This window comes from Candidatus Nitrosopumilus sp., from assembly GCF_965262695.1.
Lineage (GTDB): Archaea > Thermoproteota > Nitrososphaeria > Nitrososphaerales > Nitrosopumilaceae > Nitrosopumilus.
On sequence record NZ_OZ253550.1, the window covers coordinates 775,075 to 800,258 of the forward strand.

Consider the following 25,184-nt stretch of genomic DNA (forward strand, 5'->3'; position numbering starts at 1 on the left):
TATGTTTCATTAAAAAAAGGTTGGTAGAATAAATGTTATTTTCACATATTTCAGATACTCATTTAGGATTAGTGCAATATGGTTCAGAAGAACGTGCACAAGATGTGTATGATGTATTTAATCAATCAATTGATACATCAATCAAAGACCACGTAGATTTTGTAATTTTTGCAGGAGATATTTTTCATGTTCCAAATCCTAATGGTACGGCAATTGTACAAATGGCAAATGGGTTAAAGAGATTAAAACAAAATAATATCGATTCTTTTTTTATTTTAGGGGAACACGATATCAGTAGAATTAGAACAACACCAATTCCTTATGTGTATCATAATTTAGAGTTCTCAAAGTATATCGGTCAAGGAAAGCCAATTGAATACAAAGGGGTTTTTCTTGCAGGATTTGATAAGATAAGAAAAACAGAGATTCCACAATATGAAGAAAAATTTGCAGAGGTAGATAAAGCTGCTCAAAATTTTTCAGGGCACAAAATTTTAGTTTTACATCAAGGCATAACAGAATTTAACAAATTTGCAGGGGAATTACAATCAACTGATCTTCCAAAAAATTTCACATATTATGCAATGGGTCATCTTCATGATACAGACATCAAAAAATTTAATCATCTAAATGGACCAATTGCATATCCTGGATCAATTGAACTAACAACAAGTGAAGGAATCAAAGAAACAAAGAAGGGGTTCTTTGAAGTAGATATTTCAGGACAAGAAGCAAATCCAAGATGGATTGAACTTGACACTAGGCCACAATTTTCATTCAAAACAGAGTATCAAGAATTATCAAAGGTCATTGATGGTATTTCTGAGAAAATTGTAGATTTTTCAAAAAAACCCATAGTAGAAATAAACATTCAAGGAGAAAACATAGAAACAGACCACATTCAGGCACAAATTGCAAGGCTAAATACAATGGTTTTGAGATGTTTTTGGAGAATCAGCACAAAACAAGTTTCAGATTCTTCTGTTTTCCTAGATAGACCAAACATCATAGATGATGAGATGTACAGACTATCAGTTGATGCATTAGGCTCAGAGCAAGCTGCCAATCTCGCAATCAAAGAACTTCTTCCAGTTTTAGCATCAGGACAAATTCAAGAGGCATCACAAATAATCATTGAGGATTTTGAGAAATTCAAAAAGGAGAAAAAATAATGATCACATCAATTGAGTTAGGAGATTTTTTAGCGCATTCAGATACAAAATTAGAGTTTGATGATGGAGTAACTGTTTTTGTAGGACATAATGGTGCAGGAAAATCAAGCATTATTGATGCAATTACATTTGCATTATTTGGACAACACACAAGGAAATCTAATAAAGGACTTATCAAACGCGGTTCAAATCAAGGATATTCTAAGGTAAATTTTTCTGTAAATGAAAAATCTTTTGAAGCCGTAAGAAAAATTGATAGTAAAGGAACACTTTCAGCAAAATTTACTGAAATTAGAGGAGATGAAAAAATAGAGATTGCAGCTGGTGAACGAAAACAATTTGGGGAATCAATGACACAGGAAGTTGAAAAAGCAATTGGTCTTGACTTTGAAAAACTAAAAATTGCATCAATTGTACAACAGGGGGAATTAAATGCAATTATTAATGCAAAACCAAAAGAATTCAAAGAATTACTAAATGCAATTATTGGAATTGACAAGTTAGATGTAGCTTCTGAATCAATGAAGACAGTAAGTAAAGAATTTCGTGAAAATATTCGAAGTAAAATAGGATATGACGATACACATATCGAAATTTTATTAAGAGATTTAGAAAAATATCAAAATGAAATTAAAGAATCAGAACCTAAAAAAATACAATTAGAAACTAATCAAAAGAAATTACAGAATGAAGTTGAGGAATTAAGGAAAAAAATAGAAACAGAAGCACCAAAAATTGACAAACTCAATCAATTGGAATTCAGGAAAAAAGAACTTGTAGCATATGCAAAAGAGGCAATTCGTGAAATTCAGCAGGAGATCAGTGAAAATGAGCGTAAAATAAGAGATTGTGAAGGATGTTTTGAGCATGCCAATCTGAAAGATGATTTAGAATCAAAAATTCAAAAAGTAGAGCAGGCAGTCGAAGAGACATTAAAAAAAATACAAGAGATGAAAGATCAGACAGCATCCCTTAGAGAAAAACAACTACTGGCTGAAAAGCTACAACTAAAAGACAACAAATGTCCTGTTTGTGATTCAAATGTAGAAAAACTAAATCCACTATTTCAAAAAGAGCATTTAAAACAAGAGATAAAATCATTGGAAGAACAAATAATTTCAAAAGAAAAAGAACATCAAATGTATAATCAAAAAAGAAAAGAATTCTCAGAGAAACTACAATTTGCAAGAGATGCAGAAGCAACACTTAGAGCACATTCAATTTCTTCAAAAGAACAATTAGATAAAATTCAAGAAGAAGTGAAAACAAAAAAAGAGAACATACAAAAAATCCCTTCTAGTACAAATCTAGTTGAAATATCACAAATTGATTCACATGCAAAAACAATTTTTGAGAATATTTCAAAACTAGAATTAGAAACAAGTGGATTTGATGAACAAGAATTTTTGAACCTTAAAAATAGTGTTAATGAGAAACAGATGGAATTATCAAAAATAGATCAACAGATAGGAGCAATTTTAGAAAAAATTTCAAAAGGAACAGAACAAGTCAAAATTTTTGAAGATACAATTTCAGAACTAAAAATTGTTAAAAGATATGTTACAAATCTTGGCGAGATACAAAATAATATCTTTAGCAGAGACGGTCCTGTTGCCACAAGTTTAAGATCATGGGCATTAAATGCAATTTCAGCAAAAGCATCAGAGTATCTTGCGTTACTTAATACAAAAATTCAAAGAATTCAACTCACTGAAAAAGCAAGAGACATTTCAATAATTTGCAATTCAAAGAGTGAAGAATTAGATTTAGAATCACTTAGTGGAGGAGAAAAAGTCAGCGTAGCATTATCCTTAAGATTAGGAATGGCAAATCTTCTTGGTGCATCAAATCTTAACTTGATGATTCTAGATGAGCCTACAACCCACCTTGATGCAGAGAGAAAAAAATCACTAGTAGGGGTACTTTCTCAGTTATCAAACATTTCAAATTCTGAAACACCAATGCAATTTATCATAATCACACACGATGCCGAGATTTTTGAGGACTCTACAGTGGAACAAATTTACAAATTTGAATCATCAGAACAAGGTAGCAAGGTTACATTACTCAATTAATCACATCAAAGGCATACCGCAAAAGGATTGGTATTATGATATATCACTACTCATTTTACAGTCTATGAATCAACAAACACTCACATCAGAGAAAGAAAACGACAGTTGTTTTTTAGAGTCATCTGCTAGTCGTTGCTTTTCATTCGTTTTTACCTTACCAAACGAGACCGACAATTCCCCTGCATCTGATGTGAGGTTTGTTTTTTCAAATACAAAACCCATAGACATCAGATTTTTCTTAGACGATAACGGAGAAATTCATTCTAGTTTAAGAATAGTTCCAGAATCAACACAAGGAACAAAACAGGAAAACACAAAGATGCTTAAAAAAGAAACAACAGAAAATGTTGAAAAAGTATTAGAAAATAGCGATGAGGTATCAACTCAAAAAATAGATTTAGAATCTACACAAGAAACACCAAAAATTCGAAAGAGAGGAAGACCAAAAGGTTCTAAAAACAAAAAATCAAAAATAATCCCAGATAAAAAGAAATTCCAACAAGAGTGGTTTGAGACAAACGCAGAATTCAAAGCAAGAGTTGCCGAAGAAATGAAAGCAGTAAATGCTCAAGCAGCATAGACGATAAAAAATTTAATTAAATAATTGTAAAGGAATAATCAATTGGGGCAAAATGGCGTTAGGTAAAAATAAAATTTTATGGGGATTGTTAGGATTAGGGATAATATCGATCATCGTTGTGGGATTTTACATTAATGATTTTACAAAAACCAATATCCGAGAATCTCTGATTGAAGAAAAAAGTGAGATTCAAATGATTATGACCAAAAGTCTTGCTGCCTCTGTAAATTCAGAATTTCAGAGACTTTTGATAGATATGAAAGCTATTTCTGAATCCACACAAGTTCAAGAAAATCTAACAAGTAGTCAAACAAAAGACTACCTTACAGACAGTTTTGAGAACATTAATTCAATAACAAAAATTTCAGATATATTTTTGGTAGATGATTCACTTACAGTAGTTTCACAAGTAAATGATAAGAAATTTGGTCTAGTCGGATTAAATCTACAAAATATTCAATCAAGCAGCGAATTTATGACCAAATCAGGATATTCTGGAGAGATAATTAGCACAGATGGGGTTTACAGGGTTCTCGTATTCAGCCCAATAACAAATTCACAGTCTGGAGAATTCAAAGGCATAGTGTTTGGAATAATTGAACCATCAGAAATTATCGCAAAATATATCGGAATTTATGAAATTGAACTTTCATCAATTACCATATTTGATGAAAATCAAAAAATATTATTTGCAGAAAATGATGATTTGCTTGGAAGGGAATTTACAAGTTATTTTGCACAAAGCTATTTTGGAGAAAATGAAAATCAGAATTCCCATTACAAAAGTGTATTTTTAGGAAATACAGAGTCATTTGCATACGAAGATCATAGGAAAGGCGAAGTGATCAGTACAGGAACAGCAGTCAGTATTGAAGAAAAAAACAGATTCTTTTTCTTTGTAACAACTCCAGTAAAGCAAATCATAGGAAATATAGAGAGTAATCTCTTTGTAGAGGATTTAAAAAATAATCTAATTTTATTTGTAATTACAATTCTGTTTATTGTGATTGTAATAAAAAGAGCAAAATCCATTGAAAATGAAAAACTCAAAGTTATAGGACAATTAGCATCAAACATTGCACACGATATTAGAAATCCATTAGGAACTATTCGAAGTTCAATTACAAGAATTGAAAAACAAAACATGAGTCAGAATGAAGTAATAGATCAAGAAACTAAAAGAATTAAACGTTCAGTGGCAAGAATGAATCATCAAGTTGAAAGTGTTTTAAATTATGTTAGAACGACGCCTCTAAATTTATCTGAAAATTCTTTAAATAATTTAATCAAATCGAGTTCTAATTCACTAACCATCCCAAAAAATATTCAACTTGTCATTCCAAAAGAAGATATCAAATTTGAGTGTGATTCAGATAAATTCAAGGTGGTATTTGAGAATCTACTACTAAATGCAATCCAATCAATTGATTCAAAAGAAGGGAAAATAAACATAAATTCAAAACAAAACGAAAAAGAGATCATCATATCATTTGAGAATTCAGGTCCAAATATTTCAGAAGAAAATATTTCAAAAATTTTCATGCCACTCTTTACTTCAAAACTTAAAGGAACAGGGCTGGGCCTTTCAAGTTGCCAGAACATCATTACACAGCATCAAGGTACAATTTCAGTAACAAACAATCCAGTGACATTTACCATCAAAATCCCAAAAAATTTAAAGAAAGAAAAATAATTAGATTGAATTGGAAAAAACCACTAAGATCCTACTAGTAGATGATGACTCAGATTACTTGGAAGTTACTCAGTTAATGTTAATGGATGAAGGGTATGATGTTATTCCTGCCATCAATGGGGAAGATGGAATTACAAAGTTTCGAGAATCAAAGCCAGATATTGTATTTTTAGACATAAAGATGCCAGGAATTGATGGATATGAGGCATTTTTTCGAATAAAAAAGATAGATCCAGAAGCAAAAATTGTGTTTGCATCAAGTTATGCATTAGAAAATGAAAAATACAAAAAAACAAAAGAAATGAATTTGTGTGGCATTATTAACAAACCTGCAGATTTTGATGAATATGAAAAAATGATAAAAAAATTCGCAAAAAATAGTTAAAAAATTCCAGAGTTTTTTAAAATTTTAGTTCGGTTTTTGAAATAGAGTTCTGATTCCTTAAAGAATTCCTTATACCATGCTGCAATTTCTTTGTCTTTTTTAAAAATCGCATGTAATTTTTCAACACCAGAAAGAGTATTTTTCCCCTTTCTTTGATTTTGATGTAATATACAAGTATAAAACCAATATGAGATTTGTTCAGATAAATCTTCTTCAGAAATAAATTCATAAAATTTTCTATATTTGAAATTTAGATAAGACATTAATTCATACATAGGCGATTTTTCTAATGAAAGTTCAGGGTTATCAAGCAATAGTCCTCTAGCAAGAATTTGAATTTTATACACATCATCATCTACAATGGATTTTATAAATTCCCATTTTCCAAAGAGCTTTGGAACAAACACAGCATACTTTGCTGCCATTTGATCAATATCTTTTTTGCTTAGATTCAATACATCAAGACAGTAAAGAATTCCTGGGAGTGATAATCGATAGGTGTCTGAATATCCTTTGTTGAATTTTTGACCATCATTAATTACTAAACCTAATTCCATAATTCCAGAAGAATGTTTACCTCTATCAGTACGTCCTTTGATTAATCGTCGATATTCTTTTTCTTTTGTTCTAATTGTAGATACGTCATTTGGGTGTTTTATTTTTGCCATTTCCCATGTAGTACATGTTCCATTAAGAAATAATACTTGTAATAATTTTTGAACATTCTCATGATGTTTGATTTTTTTTATTGAGGAGAATCTATCACCGTAAAGTCTATGGGCAGTAGGCCTAAGATAGAATTTGTAAGAATATAGATTTCCATATCTTGGAGTGTTTTCATCTGAAGACATACCGCAAATGGATTGGTATTGTCATATATAACAATTATCTAAATTAATCAAACGCCCCAAATGACAGCCGGGTCGATTTTTTTATGGCCCGGCAGTCCTATTTCGTTCCTAATGATTCAATTTAATACCAAAAAATAATTACGTTATCTAATTAAATTTTAAGCCATACCGCAAATGGATTGGTATTGTCATATATCAGTCATTTCTAATAATGATAGAAATTCATGTTATCCTTGGGGGGAAGAAATTCTCCCCAAGTCCTATTTCGGAGAAAAAAATGCCAAATACAATATGTAAAAAATGTGGAATCGAGATATGGGAGTCTTATAATTATTGTTCAGAACATATGCCTGAATTTCTAGATTGTTTTTACAAAGAACTTCAAACACAAAAAATATTCAAATAAAAACAGATCAATAGCATGCCGCAATAATTTCAATGAATCTTTAAAACCAAAATCAATACTGAAAACATGCAACAAAATCAAAAATCATGTATTATCTGTAAACACTCTGCTAGAGAAACAGATCCTTGGTGCGTTAATTGTGGAACAGATTTTTCAATCTGTTTTCACCAAACATCATCAAAATTTCTTAACACTTCAATAGCAAATTAAATTATGAATCAAACTATAATAGATAATTACTCTACGTGAATGATTCCAGTCATCCAAGGATGAACCATACAAAAGTAATCATAAGTTCCTGAGTTTTCAAATGTAAATTCAAAAGTTGCACCAGACATGAATAATCCAGAATCAAACACTCCAGTTGGACCTGCATTTACATTTCCACTAGTCACAGTATGAGCGGCAGTATCGTCATTACTCCAAGTCACGGTTGCACCAACTGCTACAGTTGTTTCATAAGGCAAATAACATTCGTTAGTTTCCTCACATCCAGGAACACCTGATCCTTCAGGTGCAGAAATAGTTAATGACATTGGTAAATCAGATTCTGCTTCTGGCTCAGGTGTTGGTTCTGCTTCTGGCTCAGGTGTTGGTTCTGCTTCTGGTTCAGGTGTTGGTTCTGCTTCTGGTTCAGGTGTTGGTTCTGCTTCTGGTTCAGGTGTTGGTTCTGCAACAACACACTCACCTACATAATCAAGTTTAACATTAGCAGCATCTAACATGCATGAGTTTCCATAAGTTTCTCCATCAACACCACACATAGGATCCCATTGCATTGTACAAACAGTGGGTTTTTCCCCAACTACTCGAGGTTCAATAATTTCATCAGGAGACATTGCAATAAAGCCAATAGATATTGCAACTAAAACTCCAACTGTAGCTATAATTCCATAAGAGAAATTCATTTCATCCACCTGTCAACTTTGCAAACTTTTCGTTCTTACTTAACTTTTCCATAAATTCAATATTAGATAGTGCTACAACAGCGGATTCTACAACGGGTTTATCAGGATCATCTAATGCCTTCTCTAAAGCATCTTTTGCATCTTTATTGCCAACAACACCTAATGCAATTGCTGCCTCATGTCTTACAAACATACTTGGATCGTTCAAAGTTGCATCAGTTAGTGGAGGAACTGAGCTAGAATAACACATCTGACCTAAGGAAAATGCAGCTTCGTGTCTTACCAATTCATTATCATCGTCTTTCAATACTTTGGCAATATAGGGAACTTTATCTTCCCCACCAAAATCAACTAAAATACAAGTGGCTCTTGTTCTAACCACGTAATCAGGATGATCTAAAAGTTTTACAAAGTATTCAGTATCTTTTTGCTCATATTTTTTTTCCATTTCAGCAAAAAGTGTCAATCGATCATCAGTAACTACTTGCAACGTTTTTTGAGATTTCTGCGTCCTATATTTAGTTAATCAGAAGAAAATCCAAAATTTTTGAGGTATGTATTTAATGGAAAAAATACGATAATGTCTCATGAGCGCAGTAATAGGTGAAAAAGTACCAAATTTTGGAGTCTCAGACTGGGTTCAGGGAGCACCAACAAATTTTGATCAAGAAAAAGACCACATCGTTCTAGTAGAGGTATTTCAGGTAAACTGCCCAGGATGTTTTATGCATGCATTACCTGAAGCCATCGAGATTTACAACAAGTACAAAGACGACGGGGTAAGAGTAATTGGAATTGCAACTGCCTTTGAGGATTTTGATAAAAATACACTAGACAATTTGAAGATGCTTGCAGAGACAGGAGAGATAGTTGGAGAAACAAAAAGTGCATTTCAAATGAGCGGGCAATTACAAGAAGGAGACAAACTACCATACAAAATTCCATTTCCTTTAGCAATGGATAATTTGGTAAAAACAACAGGGGAAATCAGTCAAGAAAAAATTATGCAATTTATCTATCCACAAATTCCAGAGTTTGACTCACAACCAGAAGAATACAGAAATCAAATCATACAAAGAGTCAAAGACTATATGAAATCAAAGGAATATTCTGCTGAAACATTTGAAAAATTTGCATTACAAGGAACACCATCAACCATTCTAGTAGACAGAAAAGGAATTCTAAGAGATGTTTCATTTGGTCAAGTTGGACAAACAGAATCAATGATTCAAAAATTACTCAATGAAGATTAGTTCATCTAATTAAAAGAACAGCAACAGATACTGCTACAGCTGTGATAAATCCTCCAATTATAGCAATTTTTGGGGTATCCATAAGATTTGTTTTTGATTTCTAAATTTTAAGGATTTGTAAAAAACATTAATTCAAATTAAAACAACATAAAATATGGAGGAAGGGCAAGTTATTGTTCCAATATTAATTGCAGTAGCAGTTGGAATTTTTGTAGGAACAAGGATATGGATTATGTTTAAAAAATAGATTTTAGATTCTTTTAATTCCTACAATTATAATTGCAGGGATACCAACATACATTCCAATATTTAGAATAATTAATGATATTCCAATAGATAGCACTTCAGATTCTGTCTCTGCATAATCCATTAGCGATAGAGTAGCAAGCATAGGAGTGATTCCAACCTTGACCACTTCATTAAATATTGGATTTTCTCTTTGATAATCTGCTATTTGTGGACTAAATGAATAGTAAAACGTGTTAAATGAATTGATGAATGACTTTCCTGTTTCTGTTTGTAGTAATTTGTTATCTCTTAATTCTCTTAATTGTTGAACTTGGAGAGATAATTCAGAACCAAATGTTGCAGTTGCAATTAAACAACCACCACCAGACTCTTCATACGATTCCTTTTCATCAGGAACAGATTCTACAATCTCTTTTATACCTACAAGTGCATCTGTTCCAATGACATCGATTTTGTTATTACCAATTCCAGTAAAATTCAAGGTAATAAATGAAATTCTTTCATTTGATTTTGATTCTTGAATAGTTTCAACATCATTAATGTAAAAAGTGAAATTACCGCCAAGCAAATTTTGTGGAATCGTTACTTCAGCTAGATTATTTTCTAGTCCACTGTTAATGAAGATGGTCAAACGCTTTTCATCTTTATCAAACTCATGTTCTAAAATCTCAAAATTTGAAACAGTTACAACTTCAAAAAGATGACCACTTGTATCAACATCAAAACGAGTAACCAATCCTGTTTTATCAGATAATTGACCAAACACAGGAGATATTATCAAAAGTAAGAGTAACGGAATGAAAAATATTATTTTCAATTTATGCTGTTTGAGAAATACGTTTAGTTAATTCTTTATCTTGTGCAACTCTTGGATGATCTGGATCTGCTAGGATTACTTCAAACCAATAGTGTTTTCCATCTTTATAGATAAAATAAGAACCCAAAAGTTTCATGTTAGGATATCTTTCACTAACTCTTCGTTCAGCAACAGTTTTCATATTGTCATCTGCCTTGATTCTTGTAACACCAAGATGTTTTGGTCTTCTACCACCAGTAGGTCTTTGTTTTCTCATACCACCGGTACCAACTCTCATTCTAACAACAATAACGCCTTGTTTTGCTTTGTATCCCAATCTTCTTGCCCTTTGTATTCTACTAGGCTTGTCAATACGAGTAATTGCATTTTGTTTACGCCAGCCAACTATACGTTCACGTAGTTCTGGAGCATTTTCTTTCCAGAGTCTGATCCAAATTTGGTCTTGACGACTAGGCATATCGGGCATAGTAAAATCCCCTTTAATAACTGTAAATCGAACAAATCTAAGCACCGCTAAGCAGTTAAAATTCTCTTGAGTGGGGCATCACATTCCACACACTCAAAGAGTTGCATCCGCAGAAAACTCGATATTATAATCACGCTAAAGTTGTTAAAAAGGATTCCTGAGAATTGATTTGAGATTTTTATTGAACAGTAAGAATAAGAAAAAAGATGAAAGTCACAGCTGTAGTAATAGCCACAGTTTTGACACTTAGTTTAGCAGTTTTTCCATCCGCATATGCAGAATCTACAGTGGAAATAATCATGGAAAAAACAACTTACAGTTACTGTGAGAAATTATTCTATACGATCAAGGTTTCAGAGGTTACAGGAGAACATGCAATAATTCACATTAGAGATGAAACAGGAAAAGGAAGTAGTGCAATTCCATTTCCAATAACAGATTTAGAGAATCCAGTACCATCAAGAGTTGCTTTTGAAAAAGAAATTTTTCCATTGGGAAAATATTTCATTGATGTAGAATATTCAGGAGTACAAACAACAACAGAATTTACATTAATGGATGCAAACAAAGTATGCATTCCAGAAGTAGTAAAACCAATTATGGCGAATTGGCTTTCAGGAAACATATCAGATGGATTTTTGATAGATGCATTTCAAAAATTCACAGAAGGACAAGGTATTTTTAAAATTCCTTTTGACATAAATGAAACAACGGTTTACAATGTAATAATTCCTGAATGGGTGAAGAATGTAGGTTACTGGTGGCTTGAAGGGGTAATAACTGATGACGATTTAGCTAATGCAGTAAATAATCTAATTGAGAGAAACATAATATCACTTTATCAAGAAACAGAAAATGAGATATGAACAAATATTCAATCATAACCACAATTGCAATTATTGTTATAGTTACACCGTTCCTATTTTCTGCAATGAATATTGTTGGTAGTCAACAATTAGAATACAGATGGCACTCTCCAGGAATTTTTTCCTTTTTTACAATGCTAAATCATGGAGAAATAGAATTTTGTAATACATTACCATTTTGGATAACATTTGAAAAGTTTGAAGTTTCTGTATTTTACACAGGAACATATCTTGGATCATATACAGTGAAACAACTAACACTTGATCCATCTTCATCTGGAATTCAAGAAGGAGTTTTTTCATCTCAAAGTATTGAAGAAGCGCAACATATTTTCATGAATTTTGATTTTGAATTTGATTCAGGAGATGTCAGATTAGACCCAAACCAGTTTGTTGTAGGAGTTAATACTGAAACACCAATTCTAGGCATAATACCATATTCATCAACTACACAAATTTCGGCATTTGAATTTGATCAAATAATGAATGCTGAAGATTTGACTTGTGACTAATCGCTACTTTTACTTGCCTTTGACATTAATGCTAAGATAATTGCAATAGCACCAGTTACAATAAATGCTGCAATTAGTCCATAACCTAATTCTTTACCAAGTCCTTTGGTAGAAATCGGTGTGGTAGTTGTTGGCGGAGATGTTTGGGATTCAACAAGAATACATACGTCACCTTCTAGAACGGTTCCAGGACCACATCTTTCATCTAAAACACATACTCCATCTTTGAGAATTGTTCCAGATCCACATTCTGTTGTTTGAGTCTCTACTGGAGTTTCTACGGGGGCAGATTCAGAGTTTTCTTTTTCAATTTCTGCAATTAGTTTGTCTAAATCAGATTTTGAAATATCTAAGGCTTCATGGAAAGTATAATCAGAATAATTATCTTCAAACCAATCTTTGTAGGATGATTCATTAACATATCGTTCAACATAAAATTTTAAATCTTTTGACGGATCTACAAATGGTGCAGGAATTTGTTTTTCAGGGGTTGTTTCTTCAGTGGTTTCTTCAGGAGTTTCCTCAGGTTCAGAAGGTGTTTCATCTACAGTACGACCAAATACAGAACCAATAATCTCTATCTCTTCAGTTCCAACAGGTAGTTCAATACTCAAAGTCCTACTTTGAGAAGTAGTTTCAATTTCTGTAAAAGATGGTTCATCACCATCAGCTAAAATAATAAACTCATCATCTATACCATCATAAACAGAATCAAAGAAAATTCTATCAAAGGTAATATCTAAAACTCCTGGTGAATCAGTCACATCAACAGTTACTATCAAGGAAATAAAATCTGAATCAGACTCAATACCAGAGACAGACATTCCTGTTACAGTATAATCAACATCATAACTAGTCCCTTCAACATCAACAGATATTGTTTCAGCATATACAAATGCCGAGGAGAGTATTGTAAAGAATATCAATCCCAAAGAGATTTTTAATAAAGAATTCCCATTGGCCAAACTTCGTAATCTTTCAGATTGCAATTGAGCCATACCGTAATTATTCAACGATTGAATTCCTCCAAATGGGTGTTAAAAACAAAGAGACGATAATTAATCACGTAAAAGTCAACTTTTTTGCGTATTTTTAAAAGTCACGCAGGAATTATCAGATAACGCCTCTCAAAATCTGTACAATTTTCTCAGCAATTACATTTGCAGCCAAGGATTGTGCTTCTTTTGTTTGAGCGCCAATATGAGGAGTCAAAATTACATTATCAAGTTCTGCTAACTTTGTTCCAATAGCAGGTTCCTTTTCAAATACATCTAAGGCTGCACCGCCTAAAGTTCCATTTTTGAGTGCATCATAAAGTGCATCCTCATCAACTACCCCACCTCTAGATGTGTTAATGATTTTTGCAGTCTTTTTCATTGTAGACATTTTCTGTGCATCCAACAAATGATAAGTTGAATCCAACAACGGAACATGAATTGAGATATAGTCAGAGCTTTGTAACAAAGTATTCAAATCAGCTTTCATCAAACCAACTTCTTTTGAAAATTCTTCATCAATTGGAACTACATCATATCCAATGATATTCATGTTAAGTGCATGTGCAAGTCTTCCCAATCTTTTTCCAATGTTTCCCAATCCAATAATTCCAAGATATTTTCCTCTAAGCTCGGTTCCTTTCAATTCTTTTTTGAGCCACTGTTCATTTCTAATTCCTCTATCACCTCTTGCAGTTTGTCTTGCAAGAGACAACATCAAACCTAATACTAGTTCAGCAACTGCATTCATTGCTCCCTCTACAGCATTGATTACTCGAATGTTTTTTGCTTTGGCTGCTTCTTGATCAACGTTATCAAGTCCAACTCCAACACGGGCAATAATTTTACAGTTATCTGCTTTGTCGATCATTTCTTTTGTAATGGTAGTTCTACTTCTAACAATCACAATATTGTAATCAATTATTTTTTCTAAAATTTGTTCAGGAGTAATCTCTGGCTCATAAGATACTTTCAAGCCATTATCTTGCAGAATTTTATTTAAAATTGGATCCACTTCATCACAGATCAGTACAGAATCATCAAATCCCATAAAATAGAAAATAGAGCTAGGGAATATAATTCATTCAAAATAATAAAAAGAAAAAGATGTTAAATGATCAAGAAGTTAGGATTTCTGCTACTACAGGAATTACTTCCCATAATGCGACATAATCGCCACTTGCTTGCATTTCAGAAGCTACATCATCAGTCATTAGACCATGAATGTTAATTGCTGGGTGAGCAATACTGTTCATTCCCATTGGAGGGACAGCACTACTTGGATTACCCAAAGCATATGCATAAGATGCTACTGGTGCTGGAATAACTCCTTTCTCAACTAGAACTGGGTTCAAGCCGAATGGGTCACCTGCTACAAAGACTGTAGCTGCGCCAGTGTAAATTGCTGCATAGTCATGGTTAACTGCTGCGTATGCACCTGGTTCATCAAATACCAAGTCAACAATCATTCCTTGTGAGCCACCGACCAACCATGTTTCAGTTGCTGCGGATTGTACTCTGTTACCTTGTGTAACTCTGTCCAAGATTTCTCCTACAATGTGGAAGAAGACTGGTTCGTTACCTTGGTTTTCAACGAATAGTCTTACGTGTTGATCATTTTCAACAAATAAGAGTTGTGATTGGTATTGCTTGTGTTCAAGACCATTCCATGGTTGTGCAACAAAGATGTTCTTGTTTACATCGCCATTGACGAGTAAGTTATGAGCCATGTTTGGTACATAACCAAATTGTAATCCGTTAACAACTGTTGCAGTGTTTTGATGTTTGAACATTGCACCGGCATCATAGTTGCCGTCTTCAGTTAGATACAATTGGTTGTATTGGAGTTGGAACTCTAATGCATCTGCATCATAGAATTTTCTGTCAAGTTCACCACTTCCGCTTGTTTTCTCTACCATTAGTTTCTTGTAACCATTTGCAGGATCAACAATTGTAATTCCGTACATGCCGGAAAGTACGTGTTGGTCCATACCAATTAGTTTAACACCAGAACAATGGTATTTGAAAATACCAGCAGATTCAGCGATGTAACAGTACTGACTTGTTTCACCAGGATTAACTGATTCAAAGTTTCCTGCTGACATTTGTGATGCGTGCATGTCGTTACCGTGTCCAGTAACTTCATGATCTGGAATTGTTAGGGTCATTTTGACAACATCACCTTGTGTAACTCTTAGTGTTGGTCCTGGGACTTGTCCACTAAAGGTCATGGCGTTGAAAGTTTTTCCTCCCATGATTGGAAGTTCGACACTTTCACCTGTCAAATTAAACTCAACAACATTACGTCCAGAGTTTTCTAGAACACCACAATCAGTTTCTGCGAATGCTTGAGGCATTACAAGCTGTAAACCGCCCATATGTCTGATTTTCTCTAAGACATCGACATCCATTTGGTCCATGTCAATAGATTGACCAGCAATCTGGGTTTGTGTGTATGTGCTTCCGAATAAGGTTGCGCCCATTACAGCTACTGCTGCAATTGTAAAGAGCATACTAACACGCTTATTCATTAAGCACGATGACACCCAGTTCCTATATAATAATTTCCCAACACTAGGAATTATGAAAATGTGAGACTATGCTGAAAAACAATGAATAATGGGTACAATACGGCTATTTTAGATGAAATACAGATTAGATCAAGATTCCTTGGGCAAAGTCAAAATCCCATCAGACGCATATTATGGAGCATTTACTGGTAGAGCAATCAAACAATACCATGTTACAGGAAACAAGTCTCATGAGAATTTGATAAAGTCGTTTGTTATGATTAAACGATCAGCTGCCGTAGCTAATATGAAAACTAAAGTAATTGACAACAAACGAGGAAAAGCAATAGTTTCTGCATGTGATAAAATTTTGGCAGGAAAGTATGTTGATCAATTCGTCGTAGATATGATAAACTCTGGTGCAGGAACTGCATTTAACATGAACTCAAATGAAGTTATTTCAAATGTGGCATTAGAAGTATTACACAAAAAGAAAGGACAGTATGAATTCTTACATCCAAATGATCATGTCAACATGTCACAGTCAAGTAACGATACATATCCAACTGCAATGCATGTTGCAATTTTGATGAATCTCAGAGAAACAATTCCAGCTATTGATGTTTTAATAAAATCATTATCAAAGAAGGCAAAACAATTTTCATCATTTAAAAAAATTGGTAGAACCCATCTCATGGATGCATTGCCAGTAACTTTGGGTAGTGAGTTTGCAGCTTATGTTACATCAATCACTAAAGCAAGAAACGAAATTGTTGCATCACAAAAAGAATTGCAAAACGTTGCACTTGGCGGAACTGCTGTTGGTTCTGGTGCAAACACACCAAAAGGTTACAGAAAGATTGCAATATCAGAACTTGCAAAAATTTCAAAGTTATCACTAAAGCCTGAAAAAGATATGCAACATGGACTGCAAAGCAAGTATGCAGTTGCAAATTGTTCAAGTGCATTACGTAACTTGGTATTAGAGATTGGAAAACTTGCAAACGATATTAGATTAATGGCATCAGGTCCAATTGCAGGTTTAGCAGAACTTGGAATTCCTGCAGTTCATGCAGGTTCATCAATTATGCCAGGCAAAGTAAATCCATCATTAGCTGAATGCATGAATATGATTTGCTTCAATGTAATTGGGAATGATACTGCAGTATCATATGCAGCACAAAGTGGTCAGTTTGAGCTTAATGTCATGTTACCTGGAATGTTAAAGTGCATGTTAGAGTCAACAGACATGTTAAAGAATTTCTTGCCAATATTTTCTGCAAACCTAATTGACGGACTTACTGCAAACAAGGACAAATTACGTGCAGATATCGAAAACAGTCCAGTAATCGTAACCTTACTAACTCCAAAAATCGGTTATCTAAAATCTGCAGAACTTTTCAAAGAGTCGCTAAAGACTGGAAAAACTATCAGAGAACTAGTTGTTTCAAAGAAATTAATGACTAACAAAGAAATTGATTCTCTGTTTGGATAAAGCATGGCAAAAATATTTGTAGAATCTTACGGATGTTCTGCAAGTTTTGCAGACTCTGAGATGATTTCAGGATTGATTCTAAACGGCGGTCACACTTTGGTGGAAGATTCTTCAGAATCAGATCTTAACATCGTTGTAACATGTTCTGTAAAAGATGCAACAGCAAACAAAATGGTTCACAGAATAAAATCATTAAAAACAAAACCACTTGTCGTAGCTGGATGTCTGCCAAAAGCTGAAAAAGAAACTGTTGAGAGATTTTCTAATAATGCTAGTCTACTTGGTCCAAATTCTTTAGGTCAAACTCTCCAAGTCATTGATTCTACACTCAAAGGAAGAAGAAAAATTGCATTAGAGGACTCTGATTTATCAAAAGTAGGGCTGCCAAAAGTAAGATTGAATCCAGCAGTAGGAATTGTAGAGATTGCAAGTGGGTGTATGAGTGAATGTACATTTTGCCAGACTAAAATTTCAAAAGGTGATCTGCAAAGTTACAGATTAGGAGACATTGTAAGACAAGTAAAAACAGAGATCAGTGAAGGATGTAAAGAAGTTTGGTTAACATCAACAGATAACGGATGTTATGGATTTGATATTGGAACAGACTTGCCTTCTTTGGTTAATGCGGTTTCAGAAATCCCTGAAGAATTTATGATTAGAGTTGGAATGATGAACCCAATGTACATGCCACGAATTAAAGAAAAATTAATTGAATCATATGATAATGACAAAGTCTTCAAGTTTCTCCACATCCCAGTACAAAGTGGAAGCGACAAAGTCCTACATGATATGAAAAGGGGTCATACTGCTGGGACATTTAGAGCGATAGTAAAAAAAGCAAGAGAGCGATTTCCAGACTTTACCATATCTACGGACATCATAGTTGGGTTCCCATCAGAGACTAGAGAAGACTTTGAGAAAACAGTAGAATTACTTGATGAGACAAGACCCGATGTAGTTAATCTTTCAAAATATAGTGCCAGACCAAGAACTGAAGCTGCTGAATGGGAACAAATCGATGTTGCAGAAGTTAAATCAAGAAGCAAGAAAATTTTTGAACAGATCAACAAAATATCATTAGATAACAACAAAAAGTGGATCGGCTGGAAGGGCAACGTTCTCTTTGATGAAAAGACAGATGAAGGAATCAAAGGTAGAAACTTTGCTTACAAGCCAGTGTTTGTCCCTGAACAAGTAGATATTGGACAATTACACGCAGTGGAGATCATTGATGCTACACAGAATAGCCTTCTAGGAAAGATCGCAAGCTAAATTTTTTAGATCTAAAATTTGATTAAAAAAACGTAAGAAGGTTTTTTATGGAATTCAGAGAATAGGATCTGAAATGAGTTTTCAAGTAAAAGAACCAGTTTTAGTAGTAGGTCTCGGTGGTGCAGGCTCAAAACTAGCACTCAAAGCCAAAGATTCACTAAATTCAGATTGCCTCTTAATCAGTAACGATTCAAAGGACTTTGCAGGAGATGTTCCTTCTGTGCATGTTTCAACAGATTCAGTAGTAAATCCATCAATGCAATTAATCAGAGGCTCAACTTACAACATTTCAGAAGAAATCAAATCAAAAATTTCAGGCTATTCTACTATTGTCATGATGAGTAACTTAGCTGGAAAAGCAGGCTCAGCCATAGCACCAGTAGTATCAGAGATGTGCAAAGAATCAGACATTGGACTAGTTTCATTTGCAATTATGCCTTTCAAATATGAAAAAGACAGAATTTTCAATTCAGGTGTATCACTAAAGCGAGTTAGAGAGAACTCTGAATGCACTGTTGTGCTTGATAATGATTCATTATTAGAAAGCAATCCAGACTTGACTCCAAAAGCATGCTACGATATTGCAAACTCTGCAATTATGCACGTAGTTGAATCACTTGGAACCTCAGAAATGTCTTCAGAGACAAACATTCTCACTACAAGCAAAGAAGGACAAGACATTGAAGACTCACTTAGAGACTCTCTCAAAATGTTATATGAAAATGCCCCACCAAATGCCGTAAAACGCTCAATGTTATACGTCGTTGGAGGAAGTAACATTCCAGTAGGAGTACTAAATTCCATCACCAATCTCACTAGTGGAATTCTTAATGAAACTAATTCACAAATTGATATGACTTCAGAATCTGAAGAATCCAAAGTAGTAATGTTATCATCCATTCAAGGAATGACTAAATTTGATAACTATGATCCTCTTGGAATGATTCCACAAGAAGATACACTTGACTGGTCCACACCAGATTGTAGTATCGATTGTAAATTAGATTTGTATCAATTAGAATAAATTAATTTTTTAAAATTAGTTTTTTTGAGAAAAGATTATTCTTTATCTTCTTTCTTTGGTTCTTCTTTAGCTGGCTCTTCTACTTTGTCTTCGACTTTTGGTTCTTCTTTAGCTGGCTCTTCTACTTTGTCTTCGACTTTTGGTTCTTCTTTAGCTGGCTCTTCTACTTTGTCTTCGACTTTTGGTTCTTCTTTAGCTGGCTCTTCTACTTTGTCTTCGACTTTTGGTTCTTCTTTAGCTGGCTCTTCTACTTTGTCTTCGACTTTAGCAGTTTCTTTTTCAGGAGTTATTTTAGATTCAATTTCTTCCTCATAAGGTGAAACAAGAACATATCCTTCATCGGTTTTACTCATTCTAACTCTAATCTTTCTTGGAGGACTTCTGATTCCTTTTGCCCAAATCTGATGAGCTAATTCTTCTTCAATTTTAATATCTTCAACTTTCATGTGATGACGAGCAAACTCTTTGATCATGTTGATTGCTCTAACTGCTCTGTGTTGGGATTGTGAGAGCAATACTTTGCCAAGTGGAATTGTGTAAACACGTTCTAATTCTTGAGACATCTATCCTACCTCCACATCAGTTGATCTCCAAGCTCTACGTTTTGGATTTGTTCTAACGCCTCTTTTTGTTTTGAGAATAATCCATGCAGGTACTGGTGATGCCTGTTTTGTTTTTTTCAACAGACGAATCTTCCTTGGAGAGGACTTGCGTGCAGCCATAGATTTTCAGGCACGTAGAGCTCTTTTTAAATGAATCTCAGGGTTTTAGGCCATCATGAATCTGTTTTAGGATTCTAGCAGAGGCACCCCACACAATTTTGTTTTGATATTCAAATGTGAACATTTCCTGAATTATGTTGTGTGAGGGATCAGGATCATGAGCCATAGTATTCAGTAATGAATCAAGAGGCATGTGAAAAATTTTTTCAACTTCACGATTTGGAGAAAGAGTAGGAATTTCATTCAGTATTGATACAAATGGCAATATCAAGAATCCAGAATTCAAAGTAACAACAGGTTCCAGTTGACCAATTACTTGCTCTCTTGAAATATTCAGACCTATCTCTTCACTTGTTTCACGTAATGCAGTATCCAAAAGATCAGAATCATTTGAATCAAGTTTTCCACCAGGAAATGAAATTTCACCAGCATGAAATTTCATATTCTTTGGTTTTTCAGTCATTACAACAACTGGTTCATTGCCATAAATTACAACAAGCACTGATGCTAATCTATAGTCTCCAGGACTTTCAATTGTAGGATGAATTGAATTAGTAAGAGTAGATTTGATATCTTCAAGAATCATTTTTCTTCTTTCCTACTTTTCCATATGGGTTTTGGTATTCAAAGGTTTTAACCAAGGATGCAAAAAATGACAATATGGCAATCCGGTATGAAGCTAATCCACCTAAAATTTTACCTGATGTAGACACAAATGAATCAATAAAAAAATTCATTGAAAGGATAAAAAATATTTCAAAAAAATGTGATGCAATTCATCTTACAGAAAATGTGTTAGGGTATCAAAGAGTATCACCACTAGATGTAGGTCAAATAATAAAAAAAGAAATCCCAGATTTACCAATTACAGTAAGTCTTAGAGTTAGAGACAAATCAGAAGAAGAAATTTTTGAATTTGCAGAAAAATGTATTGAGATTGGCTTTGAAGGAATCCTAATTTTAATGGGAGATCCTTCACAAACAGGAAAAATTGACTCTGGACAGATTCCAAGCTCGACTGTAAAAAAACTAAGAGAGAAAAATGTAGATTCAAAAATTGATTTGTATCTTTCAGTATCAAACAAACCAAATTTCTCTAAACTCGGAAAGAAGATTGATGCAAAACCAAAAGGATTCATGACTCAAGTAGTTCAAAACATACAACAAGTACAAGCACTAACAGACAATCTCAAGGAATTTTCAGTGATTCCAATCATACTATTTCCATCACAAAAAAATGAAAAATCTGCAAAGTTTTTGGATTTAGATTTAGATTCATACAGTAAAGAATTTGAAGAATTACTAAAACAAGCACACAAAATTACAGGAGATATTTTACTTACATCTCCAAATGATTTTACAGGACTAAACGAATTTTTGAGTAAAGTGACTATCTAAAGTACAAAGTATTGTGCTTTAGGATGATGTACCACTATTGCGGCAGTGGATTGTTCTGGAACTATCTGACCTGATTCAGTTAATTCCATTCCAGATTTTTCAGGTTCCAAGAGCTTCCACACAGATCTGTGTTGCAATACATCAGGACAACTAGGAAAACCCCAAGAGTATCTTAAACCACCTGCATCCAAATTCAATTCAGATTTTATTTTTTGATTAATCCATTCAGCTAATGCTTCAGCAACTTCAACTGCCAATCCATGAAGATAGTATGCATCAGTGTATTTGTCTTCTTGATTCCATTGTTCAATAATGTCTGCAACCTTATTTCCCACAGTTACAGCCTGAAATGCGACAACATCATCATCTCCAAAATAATCAGTCAAACACAGATGTTCAGGTTTGGTCGAACGTGGGAAATCAAATGTGACATCGTCACCATGAGGGTTGTCTACAGATAATTTTCCATCTTTGTTATGACATTTGAAATATCCATAAACCACTTCAGGTTCAAACAGTTTTTCTCGAATTATTCTAATCTTCCATTCACTAAGCAGTTGTTCATGATCATCTTCTGATTCAGAGCCGGCTTTGCCCCTTAGACCCCAAGAAAGTTTGAAGAGTGATTTTTTGTCAATTAGTTGCCATACCTCATCCATCTTGATTTGATCAGATTTCAGACGTATAGGCTCACCAATAATTTTGGGGGTAGGTGCTGAGACAGGCTGGATGTTACTTTTTGGCAAGCTAGCAGGATCAACTGTTGCAGTAGATTTTTCCTTCCAGTTTTCTAATTTTTCTTTCCATTGTGCTAGAAGATTGGGTTTTTCATCTGAAATCAAAATGTCCATTGTTTTTAGGCCTTCAAACATTGTATTACAGTAAAAAACACCTGGTTCGTAGATTCCATCTTCTTTTGCAATTCGGTTAATGTAGTTGCTGTTAATTGCTGCACCCCCACAAAGAATTGGAATGTTCATTTTGTTTTTTCTTGCATGCTCTACAAAGAACTGCATTTGTTTTGAAGTAGAAACCAATAATGCTGAAAGTCCAACTGCATCAGGTTTTACCTCATCAATTTTTTCAAGAAATTTTTGTAAAGGAACTTGTTTTCCAAGATCATAAACAGAATAACCATTATTTTGAAAGATTGTCTTTACCAAGTTCTTTCCAATATCATGAACATCACCATATACGGTTCCCAAAACTAGTTTTCCTTTGCTAGAGCCCTCTTCTTTAACCAGGTATTTCTCCAATTCACCAACAGCTGCCTTCATGCATTCAGCAGATTTCAAAACAAATGGAAGAATTAATTCCCCTGCTCCAAATTTGTCACCTACCTCTTTCATTGCAGGTAACAAATCTTCATTGAGAGTTCTAATAGCGCCATCATGAGTTACTTCAGGAGGAGCATCAAGTGAAAGCACACCATCAGTGTCTTTTAGAATTTCATTTTTTCCGACTTTGTCTGAAATGGCAGAAACTACATCATTTTCTATTCCATCTTTAAGCCTGTTAACGATTCTAAAATGAGCTTTCTTTCCTGCAGGCCAAGAGGGATCCACATCAACTTTTTTGGATGCAGTACTAGTTTGAGGTCCTGCATTCTCAAAGTAAGTGATTAGTTCAGATAATGCATTAGAATTAGTGTTAAAGATTAGATCTTCAGCAAGTTTTCTTTCTTTTTCATCAATTTCACCATATGGAATGATCTCTTTTGCATTTACAATTGCAGTGTCAAGACCAGACTTTATTGCATGATGTAAGAATACGGAATTTAAAACTTTTCTGGCATAAGGTACAAGACCAAAACTAATGTTACTTAGACCCAATGTAGTAAAGGAGTTAGGAAACTTTTCTTTTACAAGGCGAATTCCTTCAAGAGTATTTTTTCCTGCATTAAGGAATTCATCTTCTCCAGTTGCAAGAGTAAATGTAAGTACATCAAAGATAAACTGCTCAATTTTTAGTCCATATTTCTTGCCGGTTTCAAAAAGTAATTCAGCTGTTTCTAGTTTTTGCTGAGGTGTTTTTGCCATTCCATTGGGTCCAATACACAATGCAATTGCAGGTAATCCATACTTTGCCATTATTGGTGCAAGTTTTTCAAACCTACTTCCGTCACCTTCAAGATTAATCGAATTGATAATTGGTCTTCCTGGAATTTGTTTTACTGATGCATCAATTACATCAGGATCAGTAGAATCTATTACAAGAGGAGCATCTACTTCCAAGCTTAAGCGTTTAACCAGATTTAACATGAACTCTTTTTCATCAGCACGTTCAGTTGTTGCAACACATACATCAAGACAGTGTGCACCATCTTCAACTTGAGTTCTTCCTAAATCAACCAGTCCGTCATAGTCATCAGCAAGAACTAATTTTTTTGCCTTGCGAGATCCTTGAGTGTTGATTCTTTCACCTATAATGAGAGGAGCAGGAACTTGTTTTAGATCAACTGCCTTTAATGCGGAGCTTATTCTAGGAATAGTCAATAGTGTAAAATCATCTCGGTTTTTCTAAATACTTAACCCTCGACAGAGTTGGCTTTTTCGTCAATTACTTTTCTTAGGACTTTGATGTGTTCAGGATTTGTTCCACAACAGCCTCCAATTATTCGAACTTTTTTGTATTGATTAAGAAAATCACCCAATGCATCACCCATCTTCTCAGGAGTCATCTTGTAGACTGCCTGACCACCTTCATTCTCAGGCATGCCGGCATTTGGGACCACCAAAATATTGTGTTCATTTTGCTCATCAAGCCACCTTACACTTGGAGTCATCTCAATTGGGCCAGTAGAGCAATTCATTCCAAAAATGTCAATTCCCATATCAGAAACAGTAGTGTATGCAGCTTGGATGTTTGTTCCCAGTAACATTTTTCCGTATTGATCAAGTGTTGTGTTTGCAATGATTGGAACTTTCTTTCCAGTTTTCTCCATTGCTTCATGACATGCCTCAATTACCAACTTTACTTCCAAAATATCTTGACTTGTTTCAATTAGTAATGCATCAACACCACCAAGAACCAATCCTTCTGCTTGTAATGCAAATGCTTCTTTAATTTCATCAAGAGGTTTTTGTCCCAAATCAGGATCATTTGAACTTGGAAGAAATCCAGAAGGTCCCATAGAACCAATTACATATCGTGGTCTGTCTGAATATTCTTGACAAACTTCTGATGCAAGTTGTGCAATTTTTTTGTTAAAATCAACTGTTTGATCACCAAAACCATATTCATCAAGTTTAATTTTATTTGAACCAAAAGAGTTTGTTTCAATGCAATCAGCTCCGGCATCCAAGTAATGTCTATGAATTTGTTTAATCCAATCAGGATGTGTTACTACTAAACCATCATTGAATCCATCTTGATTGTTTGGAAAGTCTTCTGGTTTTGGGTTGAACTTTTGGATTTCAGTTCCCATTGCACCATCAAAAAGTAAAACTCTATTTTGTAGAGCATTTAGAAAAGGTTCTTTTTCAGCCAATTTAATTTGAAAATAAGTTTGTACAGTTTAACTCTTTTCAGAAAA

At 34.0% G+C, this 25,184-nt stretch carries 25 protein-coding genes; 12 read left to right on the plus strand and 13 right to left on the minus strand.

The window, feature by feature from the left end; translation table 11 throughout:
- Positions 1-32 precede the first annotated feature (32 nt).
- From ACQY2P_RS04765 to ACQY2P_RS04785, 5 genes are all read left to right on the plus strand, one after another.
- Positions 33-1,172, plus strand: a complete 1,140-nt coding sequence (locus ACQY2P_RS04765) for a metallophosphoesterase (RefSeq protein WP_428327239.1) — start codon at positions 33-35, stop codon at positions 1,170-1,172.
- Positions 1,172-3,247: an AAA family ATPase gene (locus ACQY2P_RS04770; RefSeq protein ID WP_428327240.1), complete on the plus strand. Its 2,076-nt coding sequence runs from the start codon at positions 1,172-1,174 to the stop codon at positions 3,245-3,247. Before ACQY2P_RS04765 ends, ACQY2P_RS04770 begins: the two co-directional genes overlap by 1 nt.
- Before the next feature lie 64 nt (positions 3,248-3,311).
- Positions 3,312-3,827 carry a hypothetical protein gene (locus ACQY2P_RS04775; RefSeq protein WP_428327241.1) on the plus strand — a complete coding sequence of 172 codons (516 nt, stop codon included), beginning with the start codon at positions 3,312-3,314 and terminating at the stop codon, positions 3,825-3,827.
- A 52-nt stretch (positions 3,828-3,879) separates the two neighbouring features.
- On the plus strand, positions 3,880-5,520 hold the full coding sequence (locus ACQY2P_RS04780; RefSeq protein ID WP_428327242.1) for an ATP-binding protein: 1,641 nt from the start codon (positions 3,880-3,882) through the stop codon (positions 5,518-5,520).
- A 10-nt stretch (positions 5,521-5,530) separates the two neighbouring features.
- The gene (locus ACQY2P_RS04785; protein WP_428327243.1) at positions 5,531-5,905 is read left to right on the plus strand and encodes a response regulator; all 375 of its coding nucleotides are present in this window, start codon (positions 5,531-5,533) and stop codon (positions 5,903-5,905) included.
- On the opposite strand, the gene ACQY2P_RS04790 is transcribed toward ACQY2P_RS04785, so the two are convergent.
- The 3 genes from ACQY2P_RS04790 to ACQY2P_RS04800 all read right to left on the minus strand — a co-directional run bounded on the left by ACQY2P_RS04790 (position 5,902) and on the right by ACQY2P_RS04800 (position 8,560).
- Positions 5,902-6,756, minus strand: a complete 855-nt coding sequence (locus tag ACQY2P_RS04790) for a hypothetical protein (protein WP_428327244.1) — start codon at positions 6,754-6,756, stop codon at positions 5,902-5,904. The genes ACQY2P_RS04785 and ACQY2P_RS04790 overlap by 4 nt on opposite strands.
- A gap of 642 nt (positions 6,757-7,398) precedes the next feature.
- Positions 7,399-8,070, minus strand: coding sequence for a plastocyanin/azurin family copper-binding protein (locus ACQY2P_RS04795; protein WP_428327245.1), 672 nt, complete (start codon positions 8,068-8,070; stop codon positions 7,399-7,401).
- A 1-nt stretch (position 8,071) separates the two neighbouring features.
- Positions 8,072-8,560 carry a HEAT repeat domain-containing protein gene (locus tag ACQY2P_RS04800; protein WP_428327246.1) on the minus strand — a complete coding sequence of 163 codons (489 nt, stop codon included), beginning with the start codon at positions 8,558-8,560 and terminating at the stop codon, positions 8,072-8,074.
- A 97-nt stretch (positions 8,561-8,657) separates the two neighbouring features.
- On the opposite strand from ACQY2P_RS04800, the gene ACQY2P_RS04805 reads away from it, so the two are divergent.
- Positions 8,658-9,323, plus strand: coding sequence for a TlpA family protein disulfide reductase (locus ACQY2P_RS04805; protein ID WP_428327247.1), 666 nt, complete (start codon positions 8,658-8,660; stop codon positions 9,321-9,323).
- A gap of 250 nt (positions 9,324-9,573) precedes the next feature.
- Here the strand turns inward: ACQY2P_RS04805 and ACQY2P_RS04810 are convergent, their stop codons facing one another.
- Positions 9,574-10,389: a CFI-box-CTERM domain-containing protein gene (locus ACQY2P_RS04810; RefSeq protein ID WP_428327248.1), complete on the minus strand. Its 816-nt coding sequence runs from the start codon at positions 10,387-10,389 to the stop codon at positions 9,574-9,576.
- Position 10,390: 1 nt separating this feature from the next.
- On the minus strand, positions 10,391-10,846 hold the full coding sequence (locus ACQY2P_RS04815; protein ID WP_428327271.1) for a 50S ribosomal protein L15e: 456 nt from the start codon (positions 10,844-10,846) through the stop codon (positions 10,391-10,393).
- Between the two features lie 215 nt (positions 10,847-11,061).
- On the opposite strand from ACQY2P_RS04815, the gene ACQY2P_RS04820 reads away from it, so the two are divergent.
- Positions 11,062-11,721: a hypothetical protein gene (locus ACQY2P_RS04820; protein ID WP_428327249.1), complete on the plus strand. Its 660-nt coding sequence runs from the start codon at positions 11,062-11,064 to the stop codon at positions 11,719-11,721.
- Positions 11,718-12,233 carry a thr operon leader peptide gene (locus ACQY2P_RS04825; protein WP_428327250.1) on the plus strand — a complete coding sequence of 172 codons (516 nt, stop codon included), beginning with the start codon at positions 11,718-11,720 and terminating at the stop codon, positions 12,231-12,233. The genes ACQY2P_RS04820 and ACQY2P_RS04825 overlap by 4 nt, the downstream gene beginning before the upstream one ends.
- Here ACQY2P_RS04825 and ACQY2P_RS04830 read toward each other — a convergent pair.
- From ACQY2P_RS04830 to ACQY2P_RS04840, 3 genes are all read right to left on the minus strand, one after another.
- Positions 12,230-13,231, minus strand: a complete 1,002-nt coding sequence (locus ACQY2P_RS04830; RefSeq protein ID WP_428327251.1) for a hypothetical protein — start codon at positions 13,229-13,231, stop codon at positions 12,230-12,232. The genes ACQY2P_RS04825 and ACQY2P_RS04830 overlap by 4 nt on opposite strands.
- Before the next feature lie 115 nt (positions 13,232-13,346).
- The gene (locus ACQY2P_RS04835) at positions 13,347-14,279 is read right to left on the minus strand and encodes a D-2-hydroxyacid dehydrogenase (protein ID WP_428327252.1); all 933 of its coding nucleotides are present in this window, start codon (positions 14,277-14,279) and stop codon (positions 13,347-13,349) included.
- Positions 14,280-14,346: 67 nt separating this feature from the next.
- Entirely contained in the window at positions 14,347-15,741 is a 1,395-nt protein-coding gene (locus tag ACQY2P_RS04840; RefSeq protein WP_428327272.1) for a multicopper oxidase domain-containing protein, read from the minus strand.
- A 130-nt stretch (positions 15,742-15,871) separates the two neighbouring features.
- On the opposite strand from ACQY2P_RS04840, the gene ACQY2P_RS04845 reads away from it, so the two are divergent.
- The 3 genes from ACQY2P_RS04845 (at position 15,872) to ACQY2P_RS04855 (ending at position 19,529) form a co-directional block, all read left to right on the plus strand.
- Positions 15,872-17,233: an aspartate ammonia-lyase gene (locus ACQY2P_RS04845; protein ID WP_428327253.1), complete on the plus strand. Its 1,362-nt coding sequence runs from the start codon at positions 15,872-15,874 to the stop codon at positions 17,231-17,233.
- 3 nt (positions 17,234-17,236) lie between these two features.
- The gene (locus ACQY2P_RS04850; protein ID WP_428327254.1) at positions 17,237-18,505 is read left to right on the plus strand and encodes a tRNA (N(6)-L-threonylcarbamoyladenosine(37)-C(2))-methylthiotransferase; all 1,269 of its coding nucleotides are present in this window, start codon (positions 17,237-17,239) and stop codon (positions 18,503-18,505) included.
- Between the two features lie 73 nt (positions 18,506-18,578).
- Complete coding sequence (locus tag ACQY2P_RS04855) at positions 18,579-19,529, plus strand: cell division protein FtsZ (protein WP_428327255.1); 951 nt, start codon at positions 18,579-18,581, stop codon at positions 19,527-19,529.
- A gap of 35 nt (positions 19,530-19,564) precedes the next feature.
- Here the strand turns inward: ACQY2P_RS04855 and ACQY2P_RS04860 are convergent, their stop codons facing one another.
- Genes ACQY2P_RS04860 through ACQY2P_RS04870 form a run of 3 tightly spaced genes read right to left on the minus strand, consistent with a single transcriptional unit; the run spans position 19,565 to position 20,837 of the window.
- Entirely contained in the window at positions 19,565-20,092 is a 528-nt protein-coding gene (locus ACQY2P_RS04860; RefSeq protein ID WP_428325563.1) for a 50S ribosomal protein L31e, read from the minus strand.
- On the minus strand, positions 20,093-20,251 hold the full coding sequence (locus tag ACQY2P_RS04865; protein ID WP_297592946.1) for a 50S ribosomal protein L39e: 159 nt from the start codon (positions 20,249-20,251) through the stop codon (positions 20,093-20,095).
- A gap of 37 nt (positions 20,252-20,288) precedes the next feature.
- Positions 20,289-20,837, minus strand: coding sequence for an NUDIX hydrolase (locus ACQY2P_RS04870; protein WP_428325564.1), 549 nt, complete (start codon positions 20,835-20,837; stop codon positions 20,289-20,291).
- A gap of 74 nt (positions 20,838-20,911) precedes the next feature.
- On the opposite strand from ACQY2P_RS04870, the gene ACQY2P_RS04875 reads away from it, so the two are divergent.
- Entirely contained in the window at positions 20,912-21,649 is a 738-nt protein-coding gene (locus tag ACQY2P_RS04875) for a methylenetetrahydrofolate reductase (protein WP_428325565.1), read from the plus strand.
- On the opposite strand, the gene ACQY2P_RS04880 is transcribed toward ACQY2P_RS04875, so the two are convergent.
- Positions 21,646-24,144: a dihydropteroate synthase gene (locus tag ACQY2P_RS04880; protein ID WP_428325566.1), complete on the minus strand. Its 2,499-nt coding sequence runs from the start codon at positions 24,142-24,144 to the stop codon at positions 21,646-21,648. The genes ACQY2P_RS04875 and ACQY2P_RS04880 overlap by 4 nt on opposite strands.
- Before the next feature lie 32 nt (positions 24,145-24,176).
- A complete protein-coding gene (locus ACQY2P_RS04885) occupies positions 24,177-25,139 on the minus strand; it encodes a homocysteine S-methyltransferase family protein (RefSeq protein ID WP_428325567.1) in 963 nt (320 codons plus the stop codon).
- Positions 25,140-25,184 lie beyond the last annotated feature (45 nt).

Excerpts from the sequence above, each read along its gene's own strand:
- ACQY2P_RS04775 (WP_428327241.1), top strand. The coding sequence starts at position 3,312 with ATGAATCAACAAACACTCACATCAGAGAAAGAAAACGACAGTTGTTTT.
- ACQY2P_RS04825 (WP_428327250.1), top strand. The coding sequence starts at position 11,718 with ATGAACAAATATTCAATCATAACCACAATTGCAATTATTGTTATAGTT.
- ACQY2P_RS04830 (WP_428327251.1), bottom strand. The coding sequence starts at position 13,231 with ATGGCTCAATTGCAATCTGAAAGATTACGAAGTTTGGCCAATGGGAAT.
- ACQY2P_RS04855 (WP_428327255.1), top strand. The coding sequence starts at position 18,579 with ATGAGTTTTCAAGTAAAAGAACCAGTTTTAGTAGTAGGTCTCGGTGGT.
- ACQY2P_RS04765 (WP_428327239.1), top strand. The coding sequence starts at position 33 with ATGTTATTTTCACATATTTCAGATACTCATTTAGGATTAGTGCAATAT.
- ACQY2P_RS04815 (WP_428327271.1), bottom strand. The coding sequence starts at position 10,846 with ATGCCTAGTCGTCAAGACCAAATTTGGATCAGACTCTGGAAAGAAAAT.
- ACQY2P_RS04770 (WP_428327240.1), top strand. The coding sequence starts at position 1,172 with ATGATCACATCAATTGAGTTAGGAGATTTTTTAGCGCATTCAGATACA.
- ACQY2P_RS04835 (WP_428327252.1), bottom strand. The coding sequence starts at position 14,279 with ATGGGATTTGATGATTCTGTACTGATCTGTGATGAAGTGGATCCAATT.
- ACQY2P_RS04845 (WP_428327253.1), top strand. The coding sequence starts at position 15,872 with ATGAAATACAGATTAGATCAAGATTCCTTGGGCAAAGTCAAAATCCCA.
- ACQY2P_RS04875 (WP_428325565.1), top strand. The coding sequence starts at position 20,912 with ATGGCAATCCGGTATGAAGCTAATCCACCTAAAATTTTACCTGATGTA.
- ACQY2P_RS04790 (WP_428327244.1), bottom strand. The coding sequence starts at position 6,756 with ATGTCTTCAGATGAAAACACTCCAAGATATGGAAATCTATATTCTTAC.
- ACQY2P_RS04840 (WP_428327272.1), bottom strand. The coding sequence starts at position 15,741 with ATGCTCTTTACAATTGCAGCAGTAGCTGTAATGGGCGCAACCTTATTC.
- ACQY2P_RS04870 (WP_428325564.1), bottom strand. The coding sequence starts at position 20,837 with ATGATTCTTGAAGATATCAAATCTACTCTTACTAATTCAATTCATCCT.
- ACQY2P_RS04860 (WP_428325563.1), bottom strand. The coding sequence starts at position 20,092 with ATGTCTCAAGAATTAGAACGTGTTTACACAATTCCACTTGGCAAAGTA.
- ACQY2P_RS04805 (WP_428327247.1), top strand. The coding sequence starts at position 8,658 with ATGAGCGCAGTAATAGGTGAAAAAGTACCAAATTTTGGAGTCTCAGAC.
- ACQY2P_RS04820 (WP_428327249.1), top strand. The coding sequence starts at position 11,062 with ATGAAAGTCACAGCTGTAGTAATAGCCACAGTTTTGACACTTAGTTTA.
- ACQY2P_RS04795 (WP_428327245.1), bottom strand. The coding sequence starts at position 8,070 with ATGAATTTCTCTTATGGAATTATAGCTACAGTTGGAGTTTTAGTTGCA.
- ACQY2P_RS04780 (WP_428327242.1), top strand. The coding sequence starts at position 3,880 with ATGGCGTTAGGTAAAAATAAAATTTTATGGGGATTGTTAGGATTAGGG.
- ACQY2P_RS04850 (WP_428327254.1), top strand. The coding sequence starts at position 17,237 with ATGGCAAAAATATTTGTAGAATCTTACGGATGTTCTGCAAGTTTTGCA.
- ACQY2P_RS04865 (WP_297592946.1), bottom strand. The coding sequence starts at position 20,251 with ATGGCTGCACGCAAGTCCTCTCCAAGGAAGATTCGTCTGTTGAAAAAA.